Below are 14,608 nucleotides of genomic sequence, written 5' to 3' on the forward strand. Positions count from 1 at the left end.
AAGGGTGATTCATCATCGCATGACCGGTTCGCGCGTGTGACGCGAACCACACCGATGCGCTCAGCAGCGACCGGCGGGGAGTGCCCCGAGGTGCGCGCGGATCGCCTCGCCGAGCCTGGTCAGCGCCGCGCGTCCCGAGGCGAAGGAGCCGTCGGCGGGGCGGGCGGAGAGCATGACGCCGGTGGATCCGCGCGCGGTCCGCACCACGGCGAGCTGCCGCACGACGTACGCCCCGTCGGTGCCCGGGCCCCAGCCGCCCTTCACGCCCACCGGCTGCGCGCCGACCGGACCGAAGAGACCCCACTGCTGGTTCGCGTCGACGCCGGTCATCAGCGCGAGGGTCGCGCGGCCCGACGGCGAGCAGGGGAGCCGGGCGGCGAAGGTCGCCGCCGGCCCGTCGTCCCACACGGTCTGGCCGAACGCGGAGTACTCCGGCCGTACCTTGGTGACCTGCACCTCCGTCGCGCGGTCCCCACCCGCGCGGAGGACCTCGCGCACCGCGGCGCCGGCCTTCGCGGGCGGGCCGAGGGAGGACCAGATCGCCTCCGCCGCCGCGTTGTCCGAGCGGGTGATCGCGGCGCGCATGTCGGCGGTGACGACGGGCTCCGGTGACGCCGTGCGTTCCATCGCCGCCATGACCAGCGGCACCTTGATCGTCGACCAGGCCGGGAAGCCGGTGGCGTCGCCGGCGCTCACCACCCGCCCGCCGCCGGCGACCGCGACGCTCGCCCGCCCGCCGACCGCAGTGACGGCCTGCTCCAGCGCCACCTGCAGTGGGTCGTCGCTCGGCGGCGCGGGGCGGGACGAGCCCGACGGGGGCCCCGCGGCGGACGACGACGGTGCTGCGGCACCCGGCCCCGCCGCACCCGCTGCACTCGACGCACCCGCTGCACTCGACGGAGCCGGCGGCGCCGAACCGTCGTCGCCGATGGTGCAGGCGGCCGCACTCAGCGCGAGCACCAGCAACGCGCCGGCCCTAGTAGAGGTAGACGATCGCATTGTTCCCTCCCCGGCAGGTCACGATGTTGGTCGCGCCGGTGCACGCCATGGCGATCGCGCCGAGATCCGGCGCGGCGGGGCTGACCGCGGACACCGATCCGGACTCGGGTGCGGTGAACCGCGCCCGGTAGGCGGCCGCGACCGCGGTGGCGAAGCCGCACGAGGTGTACGGCTGCCCCGCCACCCCGCTGCCCCGATCCGCGGCGACGGTGCCGAAGACCGCGCCGGTGCTGCCCTCGCAGACCTCGACGTTCGGCGGCTGGGCCGCCTTCGGCGCCGTGGTCGTGGTCGGCGGTGCCGTGGTCGTCGTGGTCTCCGCGCTCGTGGTCGCCGTGGTGGTGGCCGCTGCGGCGGGCTCGGGCCTCCCGTTCCCGCTCACCAGCACGACGGCGGTGGCGATCAGCGCGAGCAGCACCACGACGCCGACCGCGAGCGCCGCGATCAGCGCGCGGTTCGAGCGCGGGGCCGCGGCGGCGGGCGCGGGATGGGAGGCGGGCGGCGCGTAGCTCGGCGTGACGTACTGGGGGCGCCCGCTCGAGCTCGGGGTGCTGTGTGCGGCGCCGACGTGACCGGGCCACGGCACGGACGGCGGCCCGGCCGGGCGCTGCGCCGACGGCACCGTCGTGGTGGTGCCCCAGCTCTGCGGCGCGCCCTGCAGCGCCGCGGTCGCGGCCCGCGCGAGGGAACCGCACGTCGCGTACCGGTCCTCCGGGCGTTTGGCCATGCCCTTGGCGATGACGGCGTCGAGCGCGGCGGGAACGGGGAGGGGTGCGTTCGCCGACGCCCGCGGCGGCGCCGACATCAGGTGCTGGCGCATCATCTCCGAGATCGAGCCCGCCGTGAACGGCGGCCGCCCGACGAGGAGCTCGTAGAGCACGCAGGCGAGCGAGTAGACATCGCCCGCCGGGGTGGCGCCGCCACCGTCGAACCGCTCGGGCGCCGCGTAGGCCTGCGAGCCGATGAACAGCCCCGCCGAGGTGAGGCGCTCGGCGTCGCCGACCACGACGAGGCCGAAGTCGAGCAGGTACGCGAACCCCTGCGGGGTGACCTGGATGTTGGCGGGCTTGACGTCCCGGTGCACCAGCCCGGTCAGGTGCGCGGAGTCCAGGGCCGAGGCGACCTGCGCCACCAGGTCGACGGCGCGCTCGGGCGGGAGCGCGCCCGCCGCGACCAGCTCGGCCAGGTTGCTGCCGTCGACCAGGCGCATGTCCAGGAACAGGGTGCCGTCGATCTCGCCGTAGTCGTGGATCGGGATGACGTGGGGCTCGGAGAGCCGGGCCGCGGTCTGCGACTCGTGCGTGAACCGCTCGCGGAACCCCGGATCCTGCGCGAATCCGGCGTGCAGCAGCTTGAGCGCCACGTCGCGGTCCTTGCGGGTGTCGTGCGCGAGGTACACCTCGCCCATGCCGCCGCGGCCGAGCAGTCGGATCAGCCGGTACGGGCCGAAGGTCGTCCCCGTCCGATCGCCCGTGGCGTCCGCACCCATCACTCGCCCCCTCCGCGGTTCCGGTGCGTCGAGTCTAGGGCGGCGAGTGCATCACGGCGGCGCGGCCGGAGAATTGTTAGCGTGAATCCATGATCGAAGTCGCGGGTTTGACCAAGACCTACGGGGCCGTCCAGGCGGTGAACGACCTCTCCTTCGCGGTGCGGCCCGGCCGGGTCACCGGGTTCCTCGGGCCGAACGGCGCCGGCAAGTCCACGACGATGCGGTGCATCCTCGGTCTGGACCGTCCCACCGCGGGCCGGGCGACGATCGGCGGCAGCGAGTACCGCGCCATCGACCGACCGCTCACCCGCGTGGGCGCTCTGCTCGATGCGAAATGGGTGCACCCCAACCGGACCGCGCGCGATCACCTGCGCTGGCTGGCCGCCGCGAGCGGGATCCCCGTGGGGCGGGCGGACGAGTGCCTCGCCGCCGTGGGGTTGACCGACGCGGCCCGCAAGAAGGCGGGCGGCTTCTCCCTGGGCATGGCGCAGCGCCTCGGCATCGCCGGTGCGCTGCTGGGCGATCCGGGCGTGCTGCTCTTCGACGAGCCCGTCAACGGGCTCGACCCCGAAGGCATCGTCTGGGTGCGCACGTTCATGAAGTCCCTCGCCGCGCAGGGGCGCACCGTCTTCGTCTCCAGTCACCTGCTGGCCGAGATGGCGCTCACCGCCGACGACGTGGTGATCGTCGGCCGCGGGCACCTGGTGTGGAACGGCACCATGGCCGACTTCATCGCGCAGAACTCGGAACACACGGTGCGCGTGCGCAGCCCGCGCGACCGCGAGCTCGCGACGGCGCTCACCTCCCGTGGCCTCGCCGTGGACGCGGCGGCCGAGGCCGCGCCCGGCGGGGGAGGGCGGACCGTCCTGACGGTGCGCGGCGCGAGCAGCGACGCGGTCGGCGAGATCGCCGCGGCGGAGGGGCTGCCGCTGGCCGAGCTCGCCCCGCAGTCCAGTTCGCTGGAGCAGGTCTTCATGCGGATGACCGGCGGTGCCGTGGAGTACCGGGGAACGGGAGGAATCGGATGATCGTGCGGGCCGTTCGAGCGGAGCTCGTCAAGATCGCGACCGTGCGGGCCACGAAGTGGCTGCTGCTCGGCTCGTCCGCCGCCGCGGTGGCGATCACGGTGATCGTGGCGCTGGTCGTGCGCAACATCGGCGAGAACATCGACGACCTCGGCGTGGTGGCGCTTGCGCCCCTGTCCGGTTTCGGCGGGCTGCCGGGCATCGGGATCACGTTCGCCGCCGTCATCGGCGTGCTCTCGGTGACCACCGAAATGCGCTACAACACCTTGCGCGCGACCTTTCTCGCCGTGCCGAATCGGTGGATCGCGTTGCTGGCCAAGACCATCGTGGTCGCGGTGGTCTGCGCGGTGGCGTACGCCGTGGCCATGGTGGTCGCGGTGCTCGCGTTCGGGGTGATCGTCGACGGCTCGCCGGCCGAGGTGCTCCGGGCGGGCGGGGCCTCGTTCCTGGCCTTCCCGATCGGCACCGCCTTCGCCGCTGTGCTGGGTGTGGCGGTCGGCGCGGCGCTGCGCAACGGGGCCGGCGCCATCACGCTGCTCCTCGGGTACCTGTTCGTCGTCGACAACGTGGTCACGAGCATCCCGCAGACCCGCGAGGCCGGGCCGTACCTGCCGCTGTCGAACCTGCAGAACTTCATGGGCGTCCTGATCGACGGAGGCGCGTTCCCGTGGGGCCCGGGAGTGTCCTTCGTCTACCTGGTGATCGTCATCGGCGCGCTGTGGGCGGGGGCGGTGGCGCTCGTCGCGCGACGTGACGCGTGACTCACTCGCATCGCGGATCGGGCCAGCTCACGGCGGTTGTATGAGCATCGTGTGAACGTTCGTCGGCGCCTCTGGAGATAGTTCCTTCGCAGTGCTACACAGATAGGGTGACCGTCGAGAGCCCCGCCCCGTCGACCACCCCCGACGCCGCCGCGCCCGCGCCGGCCCGGGGCCCCGTCCGGCGGCTCCTCGGGCGACGGGCCGCGCGGTACTGCGCGGTGCTGATCGGCGCGTGGCTGCTCTCCGAGGTGATGGGACGGCTCGGGGTGCCGGCACCCGCACTGCTGGCCGCGCTGTTCCTGGGTGCGGCGCTGCGGCTGGCGACGGGGCGCGAAGTCACGGTGCCGGCGGAGGTCAGCCGCTGGACCCAGGCCTTCATCGGCGTGATGCTGGGCGGCTACCTCAATCTCGAGGCGATGCGCTCCGTCGGCCCGGTGCTCGCACCGTTCGTGCTGATCTCGGTCCTCACCATCGCCCTGTCCGTGGCGGCGGCCTGGCTGCTGAGCCGATGGGTCACGGGGCTCGACCAGCGCACGGCGACGCTCGGTCTCATGGCGGGCGGCTCGTCGGCCGTGGTCACCCTGTGCGACGAGCTCGACGCCCGCAAGGACGTCGTGGGCGTGATGCAGTACTCGCGGGTGCTGCTCGTGAGCCTCACCGCACCGTTCGTGATGGTCGGTCTCGCGGGCGGCGCCACAGCGTCCGCGCGGTCGTGGTCCTTCGACCTGCAGATCGTGGGCCGCGGCGATCAGGTCGCCGGGTTGTCCACGGCGTTCGTCTTCGCGATGGCGGGCATGTGGCTCGGGCGCCGGTTGCACCTGCCCGGCGGCGGGCTGATCGGGCCGATGCTCCTCGCCGCCGTCATGGGCGGGACCGAACTGACCCGCGGCTTCGCCCCGCAGGGCGCGTTCAAGGAGCTGCTGCTCATCGTCGTCGGGCTGGAGGTGGGTCTCATGTTCGACCGCCGCCTGCTGCGCCGGCTCGCGCACCTGCTGCCCGCGATCGGTGTGGGCATCCTCGTGCTGTGCGGCCTCGTCGCGCTCCTCGCCGCGGTCGCGGCGCACGTGACCGGGGTGTCGATGGCCGACGCCTACCTCGCCACCACGCCGGGCGGCATCAACGCCGTCGTCGCGAGCGCGACCGGCAGCGCCGAGGCCGACATGGCCCTGATCGCCACCGTCCAGAGCCTGCGGCTGATCATCGTGGTCCTCGCCCTCCCGCTGGTGGTGGCGGCGATGAACCGCTTCGCCGGGCTCAAGGAAGCTCGCGCAGCCGCCACGACGCGTTGACGGGGCCGTGGCCCGCCCCGACCGGGTAGGCCGCCGCGAGGGACCGCGTCACCCACTCCTTGCCGAACGCGACCGCCTCGGGCACGTCGTAGCCGTGCGCCAGCGCGCAGACGGTGGCCGCGCCGAGCGTGTCACCGGCGCCGTGATCGTGGCGCGTATCCAGGCGGGGCGCCTCGAACTCGAGGAAATCGGCACCGTCGTAGAGCACGTCCGTACTGGTCGACGCGGTGCGCAGGTGCCCGCCCTTGACCAGCGCCCAGCGCGGGCCCAGCGCGTGCAGTGCGCGCGCCGCGTCGCGCTGCGTGGCGTCGTCGACGACGTCGATGCCGGTGATGAGCCGCACCTCGTCGAGGTTGGGGGTGACCAGGTGCGCGAGCGGGAACAGGCGGTTCAGCAACGTCGCCAGGGCCTCGGGCGTGAGCAGCGGATCGCCGTGCTGCGAGGCGCAGACGGGGTCGACCAGGAAGGGGATCGACGCGCCGATGCCCAGTTCCTGTGCCGTATCGGCGATCGCGTCGATGATCTCGGCGGTCGCGAGCATGCCCGTCTTCACCGCGCCGACCCCGATGTCCTGCACCACCGCCCGGATCTGTCCCGCCACGGTCTCGGGCGGGATCGGGTGGAACCCGGTGACGCCGAGGCTGTTCTGCACCGTGACGGCGGTGACGGCGCTGGTGCCGTGCACGCCCGCCAGGGCGAAGGTGCGCAGGTCCGACTGGAGTCCCGCCGCGCCGCCGGAATCGGAACCGGCGATGGTCATCACGCGGACGGGGGTCTCGCCGGTGCCGGGCAGGGGGAGGAACCGCATGCGCAGAGGATACCGCCGGGGCGAGCGGGGACCGACGGCGAAAAGCCGTTGCGGGCGCAACGGTGCGCTCCTATCGTCGATGTGCTCGACGGGCACGGACGACCGGGAAGGAGGTGCGCGATGAGCTCGTTCACCGCCGCACCGCCGGTGCGGGTGTTCAACGCCGACTACAGCCCGCTCGACGCGGTGCGCTGGCAGGACGCCGTGGGCATGATGCTGCGCGAAGTGGCCTACGCGCTGGAGCCGCACGATCCGCCCCGGGTGCTGCGCTCGCCCAGCGCCGAGATCGAGCTGCCCAAGTCGATGCTGCTCGTGCGGTACGCGCCAGTGCCCTACCGGCGCACCGCCGATCACGCGAGCCGCGCTGAGATCCTGCGCCGTGACGAGCACACCTGCCAGTACGCGGGCTGCGGGGCGCGGGCGGCGACGATCGACCATGTCTTCCCGCGTTCGCGCGGTGGCGGCAACACGTGGACCAACCTCGTCGCGTGCTGCGCGCCGTGCAACCACCGCAAGGCCGATCGCACCCCGCCGGAGGCGGGCATGCGCCTGGTGCGCGAGCCCTTCCGCCCCGCGGCCGTCTGAGTCCCGTCAGCCCTCCTGGGCCACTGCCCAGAGGGGGTTGACGGGGCCGTGGCCCGCGCCCAGCGGGTACGCCCAGCGCAGGCCCTCGGTGACCCACGCCTTGCCGAATTCGACGGCCGCAGGCATCGTCGCGCCGTGGGCCAGGGCCGCGGTGGTCGCCGCGGCGAGGGTGTCGCCGGCGCCGTGATCGTGTCCCGTCGCCACCCGCGGCGCGGTGAACTCGACGGACTGCGCACCGTCGGTGAGCAGGTCCGGGCTGTCCGGGCTCTCGCGCAGGTGCCCGCCCTTGACCAGGGCCCACTGCGCGCCGAGGGCCAGCAGGGCCTCCGCCGCGGCGCGCTGCGAATCCCCGTCCACCACCTCGACTCCCGTGATCAGCCGGACCTCGTCGAGGTTCGGGGTGACCAGGGTGGCGCGGGGGATCAGCAGGGTGCGCAGCGCGTCCAGCGCCTCGGTGGCGAGGAGCGGGTCGCCGTGCATCGACGCGGCCACGGGATCGACGACGAGCGGCACCGGGTGGCCGTTGCCGATGCCCTCGGCGTCCGCGGCGTCGGCGACCGCCTCGATGATCGCGGTGGAGGCCAGCATCCCCGTCTTCGCCGCTTCGACGCCGATGTCGCCGGCGACGGAACGGATCTGCGCCGCCACGATCTCCGGGTCGACGCCGCGGAAGTCCTGCACGCCCACGCTGTTCTGCACCGTGACCGCGGTGATCGCCACGTTCGCGTGCAGGCCGAGGACCGCGAAGGTCCGCATGTCGGCCTGAATACCCGCGCCACCACCGGAATCCGATCCCGCGATGGTCAGCACCCGGCGCGGTGCGGTGCCCCGCGGGGCGGTGGGCAGCCGCGACGGCCCGCCGACGGCGACCCTCGCCGGCGCGCCGACGGCGAACCTCGCCGGCGCGCCGACGGCGGCCCGACCGGCCTGACTCACGCGCGCGTGGTCTCGAGCGGGATGTACACGCGGCCACCGGCGTCGGCGAACTCCTGCGACTTCGCCGCCATGTCGGCCGCCAGCTTGGCGTCGATGTCCTCCTGCGTGACCAGGTTGTGCTCCTCCGCGTACGCGCGCACGTCGGCGCTGATCCGCATCGAGCAGAACTTCGGGCCGCACATCGAGCAGAAGTGCGCCGTCTTGGCCGGCTCGGCGGGCAGCGTCTCGTCGTGGAACTCGCGCGCGGTATCCGGGTCCAGCGACAGGTTGAACTGATCGACCCAGCGGAACTCGAAGCGCGCCTTGGACAGCTCGTCGTCGCGGGACTGCGCGCCCGGGTGCCCCTTGGCGAGGTCCGCGGCGTGCGCCGCGATCTTGTAGGTGATGACGCCGGTCTTCACGTCGTCCCGGTTGGGCAGGCCCAGGTGCTCCTTGGGGGTGACGTAGCAGAGCATCGCCGTGCCGGCCTGCGCGATGATCGCCGCCCCGATCGCCGAGGTGATGTGGTCGTACGCCGGCGCGATATCGGTGGCGAGCGGGCCCAGGGTGTAGAACGGCGCCTCCTCGCACAGCTCCTCCTCGAGCCGCACGTTCTCCACGATCTTGTGCATCGGGACGTGGCCGGGCCCCTCGATCATCACCTGCACGCCATGGGACTTCGCGATCTTCGTCAGTTCGCCCAGGGTGCGGAGCTCGGCGAACTGCGCCTCGTCGTTGGCGTCCGCGATGGAGCCCGGGCGCAGGCCGTCCCCGAGGGAGAAGGTCACGTCGTACTCGCGCAGGATCTCGCACAGCTCGCGGAAGTGCGTGTACAGGAACGACTCCTCGTGGTGCGCCAGGCACCACGCCGCCATGATCGAGCCGCCGCGGCTGACGATGCCGGTGACGCGGTTCGCGGCGAGCGGCACGTAGCGCAGCAGCACGCCCGCGTGCACGGTCATGTAGTCCACGCCCTGCTCGCACTGCTCGATCACGGTGTCCCGGAAGATCTCCCAGGTCAGCTTGGTCGGGTCGCCCTTGACCTTCTCCAGTGCCTGGTAGATCGGGACGGTGCCCACGGGGACCGGCGCGTTGCGCATGATCCACTCGCGGGTCTCGTGGATGTCCTTGCCGGTCGAGAGGTCCATGATCGTGTCGCCGCCCCAGCGGGTGGCCCACACCATCTTCTCGACCTCCTCGGCGATCGAGCTGGTGACCGCGGAGTTGCCGATGTTCGCGTTGATCTTCACCGCGAAGGCCTTGCCGATGATCGCGGGCTCCAGTTCCGGGTGCTTGCGATTGGCGGGGATCACGGCGCGGCCGGCGGCCACTTCCTCGCGTACCTTCTCCGGATCGAAGCCCTCGCGGGCGGCCACGAAACGCATCTCGTCGGTGATGATTCCCGCACGGGCCCAAGCGAGTTGGGTGGCGGCACCGTCGACGGGGGCGGGCTGGTGCCAGCCGTCGCGGGTCTTCGGCAGGCCCTCGGCGAGATCGTGCAACTGGTCGTCGGCGGTGTACTGCGTGTACGGGCCGGAGGTGTCGTAGACGTCGTGGTGGTCGCCGTTGGTCAGCGCGATGCGCCGGAACGGGACCTGCAGGTCACCGTCGACGCCCGGGACGGTGCGGTAGCGCTTCTCCGACCCCTCGATCGGGCCGACGGTGACGGTGCTGACGGGGGCTGATGACGAAACAGGCATGCGGGACTCCTCTTCCCTACGCCGGCATTACCCGGACAGGTTCGTACGGTCGACGCCCGATCGAAGACGTCCTCTCAGCTCACTGCGGTGAGCTCCCGTTGGTGTGCACTACCGAGCGTAACGCACCCTGCGAGGAGAGGTCAGGCGATCCGCACACCGCGCGGCAGGTTCGCCGCCGGAACCCGCAGGCGGCGGGCTGCGAACGCCAGTCCGATGCCACCCAGCGCCAGATTCGCCAACAGGCCCCAGGACCAGGTGCGACCTACTTCCCTGGTGTCGTCGCCGTAGCCACCGACGGACACCGAGTAGGCCTCGCCGTACCGCTCGGCGCACGTCTCGTCGTGATTCCTGTCGGCTCCGACGCGAACGTCGGACACCAGATCGGCGAGTTCGCCGAGGGTCGATTCGTCGGGGGCGGGGTCGCTCGAGGTGTAGTCCGCGTACCGGCGACCGTGGCCGCGGGCCTCGCGACCGGGATCGGACTGTGCGGCGGCATCGGCGAACACCACGGCGGGGTTGGCGGCCAGGACCCACCAGATCCGTTCGGTGTGAGTGACTTCGACGTCTTCGCGGACCTCCGTGCACCGTCCGCTGCCGTCCGCTTTGTTATAGGCGAAGCGGGTCTGCACCGCCGACTGGGTGCCGACCGTGGCGGGAGCGAGCATCGCCGTGATCACGGGGAGTCCGATGAGCAGGAACAGCACCGCCAGCTGCGTCACCGCCGCGGAACCGATCGGACGGGAGAACAGCGCGGACATTCCCAGCCCGAGACCGCAGTACGCGAGGAGCACGAGCGCGATGACAGCGATGCCGAGCAGGGAGAAGGCGACCGGATAGTGGGCCTCCACGATCGCCCAGATCAGGTACGGCGTCGAGACTAGGAGCAGGGCGCAGGAAGCGATCCATGCCCCGAGGAGCTTGCCCATGGCGATCTGGAACCCGCTGGCGGGCGTCGCCTGGACCACCGCCAGCGTCGCGTCCTTGCGATCGCCGTTGATGGCCGTGGCCGTCATCGTCGGTGCGATCACCAGGCCGAGGAAGCCGACGAATCCCAGCACGATGAAGTAGAGATTCTCGGACCACCCGTTGTAAGCCCACGACGTCCGCGAGGTCGAGGACAGCGCGAACCAGAGTGAGCCGAAGACGACGAGGCTCACGACCAGGAAGAAGATCCCCAGCAGGACGCGCCAGCGGGTGGCGCGGGTGCGCTGGCGCAGTTCCAGGCCGACGATCACGCCGACGGTGCGCCACCATCCGGTGAAGGTGCTCATGTGCGATCGGCCTCCAGTGCGAAGTAGGAGTCCTCGAGAGCGTTGGTGGCGCGGGCGAACTCGACCACCCGGTCACCGTCGGCGATGCGCTGCGCGAGATGCGCGGCGGCATCGTCCTCGGAGGAGAACTCGAGGTACGTTCCGCCGCTCGGCGGTTCGCCGATCAACCGGATGCGCCACCGGGTGGTGGTGGATTCGGGTGGTGGCTCGGTCCGGCCCCGTGCCATGAGCACCACCTCGTCGACCATCTCGCCGAGCTCGGACAGGATGTGCGAGGAGACGAGGACGGCGACGCCGCTGTCGGCGAGCGCGCGCAGGGAATCGCGCAGCTCGAAGCGGGAGCGGGGGTCCATGCCGGAGGCGGGCTCGTCGAGCAGCAGGATCGGCGGGTGGTGCACCATCGCGCGGGCGAACCCGAGCCGCTGCTTCTGCCCGCGGGAGAGCACCTGCGCCGGCCGGTCCGCGAACTCCGTCAGGTGCACGCGGGCCAGCAGGTCCTTCGCGCGGGCGTGGGCCTCCCCCGACGGGACGCCGTACAACTTCGCGAAGGTGGTCAGGATCTCGGTGGGGGTCAACGAATCCCACGTGCCGAAGACGTCGGGCATCCAGCCGATGCGGCCGCGCAGGTCCTCGGGAGCGATGGGTGCACCGTCGAGCTCGATGCTTCCGCCGGACGGCCGGAGCAACCCGGCGAGCATCAGCAGCAGGGTCGTCTTGCCGGCGCCGTTCGGACCGACCAGGCCGGTGATGCGGCCCGGGGCGAGAGTGAGGCTGGCGTCGGCCACCGCGACGTGCTGGGAGAAGGTCCGCGTGAGGCCGCGGGCGACGAGCGTCATGACTGCCACAGTAGTCGCAGTTCGATATTCACGATCCACAAATGTGACGGATGTGAAAACACTCCCCGCGTGTTCGCCGACTTGTCGGAGTTCGGGCGTACGGTGGGGTGACCCGCATCACATGGAGGTGTTCATGGCTGACAAGGTCGAGGTTCCCCCGCCCACGCTGGAACTGGGGGAGTCGCTGCGTCTGTTCGACAATCCGGTGCGCGACCGGTACGAACTCTGGTCGGGCGACGAGCTCATCGGAGTGGAGGGGTACGAGGTCACCGAGCAGGGGGATGTGATCCTGCTGCACACGGTGGTCATGGAGAAGTTCGGCAAGCAGGGCTTCGCCCGTGCGCTGGTCTCCGGCGTCCTGGACGACCTGCGTTCGCGGGGTCGCCGCGTGATCCCCGTGTGCACCTACGTGCGCTCGTTCCTCACCCGGTTCCCGCAGTATCAGGACGTGGTCGCCTCGGCGGCGCACACCTAGCGGTCCGGCCGGCGCAGCGCCCGCACGTACCGGGCGCGCGCCACCCGCTGCGCGACGAGCAGGAGTGGGAAGGCCCACCGCCATGGTCCGCCCGGTGCCGGCCGCGTCAGTGAGCGGATCGTCAGGAGCACCGCGGCGCCGTCGCGGTGCACGACGAAGGCCTCCTCGCCGCGCACCGGATGCCCCGGGAGTGCGCGGTAGGAGAAGCCGACGCGCTCGGCGGAGCGCACCACGTCGAGGACCTGCACCGGCTCGCGCACGGTGACGCCCGCGAGGCCGGCCGTCACGACGAGGCGCTGCCCGGATGTCGCGGGTCCGTCGGACGAGACCGCGAAGCCGCTGCGAGTCTTGACCGCCCAGCGGAGCACGTCGTGCGCGGCGCGGGCGAAATCGTCGTCGCCGTGGCCGATCGTCGCGGTGATCTCCGAACGCCTGAACTGGGCGGGCGTGCTGTCCCAGGTGGGCGCATCGGGCCGCGTCATCGGAGCTCGGTCCAGTAGTGGTAGCCGTGGTGCCGGATGAATCCGTTCGCGCCGTAGAGGCTTCGCGCGGCGGTGTTCTCGTGGGTGACCTCGAGGAAGACCCGCTGTGCGCCCCGCTGGGCCGCCCTCGCCCGTAGCGCGGCGAGCAGGCGGGTGGCGTGCCCGCGCCGGCGGTGGGCGGGGGAGACGGCCATCGAGCCGAGAGCGCCCCAGAGCGTCCCCGCCGCGTCGGCGATGAGTGCCAGTCGCCCCGCGGCCACGGGGGCGCCGCCGGTGTCCATGAGCGTCGCGAACAGGGCGGTCCCGTCCACGGAGGTGACCAACGGCTCCGCCGCGCCGGTCAGCGCCAGCCATGTCCGATCCGGCGCGTCCGCGAACCGGACGTCGGATTCCGGGCCGGCCGTGGCGGGCGCGGTGAGGACGTCCGTCGGCTGGACCACCGGAGCCAGCGCGGTCGCGCCGCGCAGGAGCCGGTCGGACAGCGTCAGGTGCAGGGGCAGACCGCGTTCGGCGTACCAGGCGCGCACGCGGTCGAGCCGGTCGAGCGAGGCGTCGGGATGCAGCGGCGCCGCGCAGCTCGCCCGGTTCCCCGGCACCCCGGGTGCGGCGCGACAGAGCCAGCCGTCGACCCACTCGCGCTCCATCGACCACCACGACCGGGCGCGCGCGAGGTCGAGCGAGCGGATCTCGCTCGCCCGCACCGGTCGGGGAGGCACCGTCTTCGCCCGGACGACGTCGGCGCGAGGGATCAGGTGCTCCGCGCCGTCCCGGTCCGCCCGGACGAGCAGGGCGTCACCGTCGGCGAGCAGGGTGCCGATGACGTCCGAGGCCTGCCCGGACGGCAGCAGCCGCCGGATCACCACCCGGTCGCCGGGGACGGGCACGTCAGTGACCGAAGGGGTCTTCGACGGTGCCCGGCACCCAGGTCAGACCGGGCTCGGTCCAGCCCTGCTTCTTGATGAACTTCTTCGCCTGCCGCGCGTAGCGGCCGGTGAGCACGTCGGTGTAGAGGAAGCCGTCGAGGTGGCCGGTCTCGTGCTGCAGCATCCGCGCGAAGAACCCGGTGCCCTCGATCTCGACCTTCTCGCCGTTGCGGTCGGTGCCGACGACCTTCGCCCAGTCCGCGCGGCCCGTCGGGAAGGACTCACCGGGGACGGAGAGGCAGCCCTCCCAGTCCTCGTCGGGGTCCGGCATCGTCTCGGGGATCTCGGAGGTGGTCAGGACGGGGTTGATCACCTCGCCGCGGCGGCGCTCGCCGCTCTCCTCGTCGGGGCAGTCGTAGACGAACAGGCGCAGGTCGCGCCCCACTTGATTGCCGGCGAGGCCGACGCCGTTGGCGACGTCCATCGTCTCGTACATGTCGTCGAGCAGGGCGACGATCTCAGCCGACGGCTTGCCGTCCGCATCCAGCTCGACGGGCGTCGTGGGGGTGTGCAGCACGGGGTCGCCGACGATGACGATGGGGAGAACGGACATGGGGGACACGGTAGTCGGGCGGGTTCGGGGACGCACCCGCGCACCGTCCGGTCGAGCGGCCTCGACACCCCGGCCGATCCGCGACACGCCCCCGTAGCCCCGCGACGCCGCCCGCGGCCGTGGTTAGATTGACGCGAACTACAGAAGTGTTATTTCGAATGCGAGGGGAACGCATGGAGGGCGCCGGTGCGGCCGCGCAGAACACGGTCCGAACTGACGCGCAGCCCGTCGACGAGCGCGGCGAGGACGGCCTGACCAGGCGCGAACACGACATCCTGGCCTTCGAGCGCCAGTGGTGGAAGTACGCGGGCGCCAAGGAGGACGCGATCAAGGAGCTCTTCGGGCTCTCCGCGACGCGCTACTACCAGGTGCTCAACGCCCTGGTCGACACGCCCGAGGCGCTGGCCGCCGACCCCATGCTCGTCAAGCGGCTGCGCCGCGTCCGCGCGAGCCGGCAGAAGGCCCGTGCCGCCCGCAAGCTCGGCTTCGAGATCACGTGA

General features: G+C 72.2%; 16 protein-coding genes and 1 riboswitch. Of the genes, 6 read left to right on the forward strand and 10 right to left on the reverse strand.

Features of this window, described 5'->3' with window-relative positions; all coding sequences use genetic code 11:
* Positions 1-60 precede the first annotated feature (60 nt).
* On the reverse strand, positions 61-999 hold the full coding sequence (locus BLQ62_RS04140; protein WP_139184153.1) for a serine hydrolase: 939 nt from the start codon (positions 997-999) through the stop codon (positions 61-63).
* Positions 977-2,485, reverse strand: coding sequence for a serine/threonine-protein kinase (locus BLQ62_RS04145; protein ID WP_068567117.1), 1,509 nt, complete (start codon positions 2,483-2,485; stop codon positions 977-979). Before BLQ62_RS04145 ends, BLQ62_RS04140 begins: the two co-directional genes overlap by 23 nt.
* Positions 2,486-2,574: 89 nt before the next feature.
* Between BLQ62_RS04145 and BLQ62_RS04150 the strand changes: the two genes are divergently transcribed.
* From BLQ62_RS04150 to BLQ62_RS04160, 3 genes are all read left to right on the forward strand, one after another.
* Positions 2,575-3,513 carry an ABC transporter ATP-binding protein gene (locus BLQ62_RS04150; RefSeq protein ID WP_068533612.1) on the forward strand — a complete coding sequence of 313 codons (939 nt, stop codon included), beginning with the start codon at positions 2,575-2,577 and terminating at the stop codon, positions 3,511-3,513.
* Positions 3,510-4,271: a hypothetical protein gene (locus BLQ62_RS04155; protein ID WP_068533609.1), complete on the forward strand. Its 762-nt coding sequence runs from the start codon at positions 3,510-3,512 to the stop codon at positions 4,269-4,271. Before BLQ62_RS04150 ends, BLQ62_RS04155 begins: the two co-directional genes overlap by 4 nt.
* Before the next feature lie 107 nt (positions 4,272-4,378).
* The gene (locus BLQ62_RS04160) at positions 4,379-5,560 is read left to right on the forward strand and encodes an AbrB family transcriptional regulator (RefSeq protein WP_231857660.1); all 1,182 of its coding nucleotides are present in this window, start codon (positions 4,379-4,381) and stop codon (positions 5,558-5,560) included.
* On the opposite strand, the gene thiD (BLQ62_RS04165) is transcribed toward BLQ62_RS04160, so the two are convergent.
* A complete protein-coding gene (gene thiD, locus BLQ62_RS04165) occupies positions 5,526-6,368 on the reverse strand; it encodes a bifunctional hydroxymethylpyrimidine kinase/phosphomethylpyrimidine kinase (protein WP_068567116.1) in 843 nt (280 codons plus the stop codon). The two genes, BLQ62_RS04160 and thiD (BLQ62_RS04165), sit on opposite strands and share 35 nt — an antisense overlap.
* A gap of 120 nt (positions 6,369-6,488) precedes the next feature.
* On the opposite strand from thiD (BLQ62_RS04165), the gene BLQ62_RS04170 reads away from it, so the two are divergent.
* A complete protein-coding gene (locus BLQ62_RS04170; protein WP_068567115.1) occupies positions 6,489-6,953 on the forward strand; it encodes an HNH endonuclease in 465 nt (154 codons plus the stop codon).
* A 6-nt stretch (positions 6,954-6,959) separates the two neighbouring features.
* Here the strand turns inward: BLQ62_RS04170 and thiD (BLQ62_RS04175) are convergent, their stop codons facing one another.
* The 4 genes from thiD (BLQ62_RS04175) to BLQ62_RS04190 all read right to left on the reverse strand — a co-directional run bounded on the left by thiD (BLQ62_RS04175) (position 6,960) and on the right by BLQ62_RS04190 (position 11,675).
* The gene (gene thiD, locus BLQ62_RS04175; RefSeq protein ID WP_068567416.1) at positions 6,960-7,799 is read right to left on the reverse strand and encodes a bifunctional hydroxymethylpyrimidine kinase/phosphomethylpyrimidine kinase; all 840 of its coding nucleotides are present in this window, start codon (positions 7,797-7,799) and stop codon (positions 6,960-6,962) included.
* An 86-nt stretch (positions 7,800-7,885) separates the two neighbouring features.
* Positions 7,886-9,568: a phosphomethylpyrimidine synthase ThiC gene (thiC, locus tag BLQ62_RS04180; protein ID WP_068567415.1), complete on the reverse strand. Its 1,683-nt coding sequence runs from the start codon at positions 9,566-9,568 to the stop codon at positions 7,886-7,888.
* A riboswitch (TPP riboswitch) is annotated at positions 9,565-9,677 on the reverse strand. Its footprint overlaps the gene before it by 4 nt.
* A gap of 31 nt (positions 9,678-9,708) precedes the next feature.
* Positions 9,709-10,839: an ABC transporter permease gene (locus tag BLQ62_RS04185; protein WP_068567114.1), complete on the reverse strand. Its 1,131-nt coding sequence runs from the start codon at positions 10,837-10,839 to the stop codon at positions 9,709-9,711.
* Positions 10,836-11,675 (reverse strand): ABC transporter ATP-binding protein, encoded by an 840-nt coding sequence (locus BLQ62_RS04190; RefSeq protein ID WP_068567112.1) that lies wholly within the window; start codon positions 11,673-11,675, stop codon positions 10,836-10,838. Before BLQ62_RS04190 ends, BLQ62_RS04185 begins: the two co-directional genes overlap by 4 nt.
* Before the next feature lie 133 nt (positions 11,676-11,808).
* Between BLQ62_RS04190 and BLQ62_RS04195 the strand changes: the two genes are divergently transcribed.
* Positions 11,809-12,150, forward strand: a complete 342-nt coding sequence (locus BLQ62_RS04195) for a GNAT family N-acetyltransferase (RefSeq protein WP_068533783.1) — start codon at positions 11,809-11,811, stop codon at positions 12,148-12,150.
* On the opposite strand, the gene BLQ62_RS04200 is transcribed toward BLQ62_RS04195, so the two are convergent.
* Genes BLQ62_RS04200 through BLQ62_RS04210 form a run of 3 tightly spaced genes read right to left on the reverse strand, consistent with a single transcriptional unit; the run spans position 12,147 to position 14,108 of the window.
* The gene (locus tag BLQ62_RS04200) at positions 12,147-12,632 is read right to left on the reverse strand and encodes a DUF1990 domain-containing protein (RefSeq protein ID WP_068533598.1); all 486 of its coding nucleotides are present in this window, start codon (positions 12,630-12,632) and stop codon (positions 12,147-12,149) included. The two genes, BLQ62_RS04195 and BLQ62_RS04200, sit on opposite strands and share 4 nt — an antisense overlap.
* Entirely contained in the window at positions 12,629-13,516 is an 888-nt protein-coding gene (locus BLQ62_RS04205; protein ID WP_068567110.1) for a GNAT family N-acetyltransferase, read from the reverse strand. The genes BLQ62_RS04200 and BLQ62_RS04205 overlap by 4 nt, the downstream gene beginning before the upstream one ends.
* 1 nt (position 13,517) lies before the next feature.
* A complete protein-coding gene (locus BLQ62_RS04210; RefSeq protein ID WP_068533594.1) occupies positions 13,518-14,108 on the reverse strand; it encodes a peptide deformylase in 591 nt (196 codons plus the stop codon).
* Between the two features lie 173 nt (positions 14,109-14,281).
* On the opposite strand from BLQ62_RS04210, the gene BLQ62_RS04215 reads away from it, so the two are divergent.
* The gene (locus tag BLQ62_RS04215; protein WP_068533592.1) at positions 14,282-14,608 is read left to right on the forward strand and encodes a nucleoid-associated protein NapA; all 327 of its coding nucleotides are present in this window, start codon (positions 14,282-14,284) and stop codon (positions 14,606-14,608) included.

Source organism: Tsukamurella pulmonis (genome assembly GCF_900103175.1).
In the GTDB taxonomy this organism is placed as follows: domain Bacteria; phylum Actinomycetota; class Actinomycetes; order Mycobacteriales; family Mycobacteriaceae; genus Tsukamurella; species Tsukamurella pulmonis.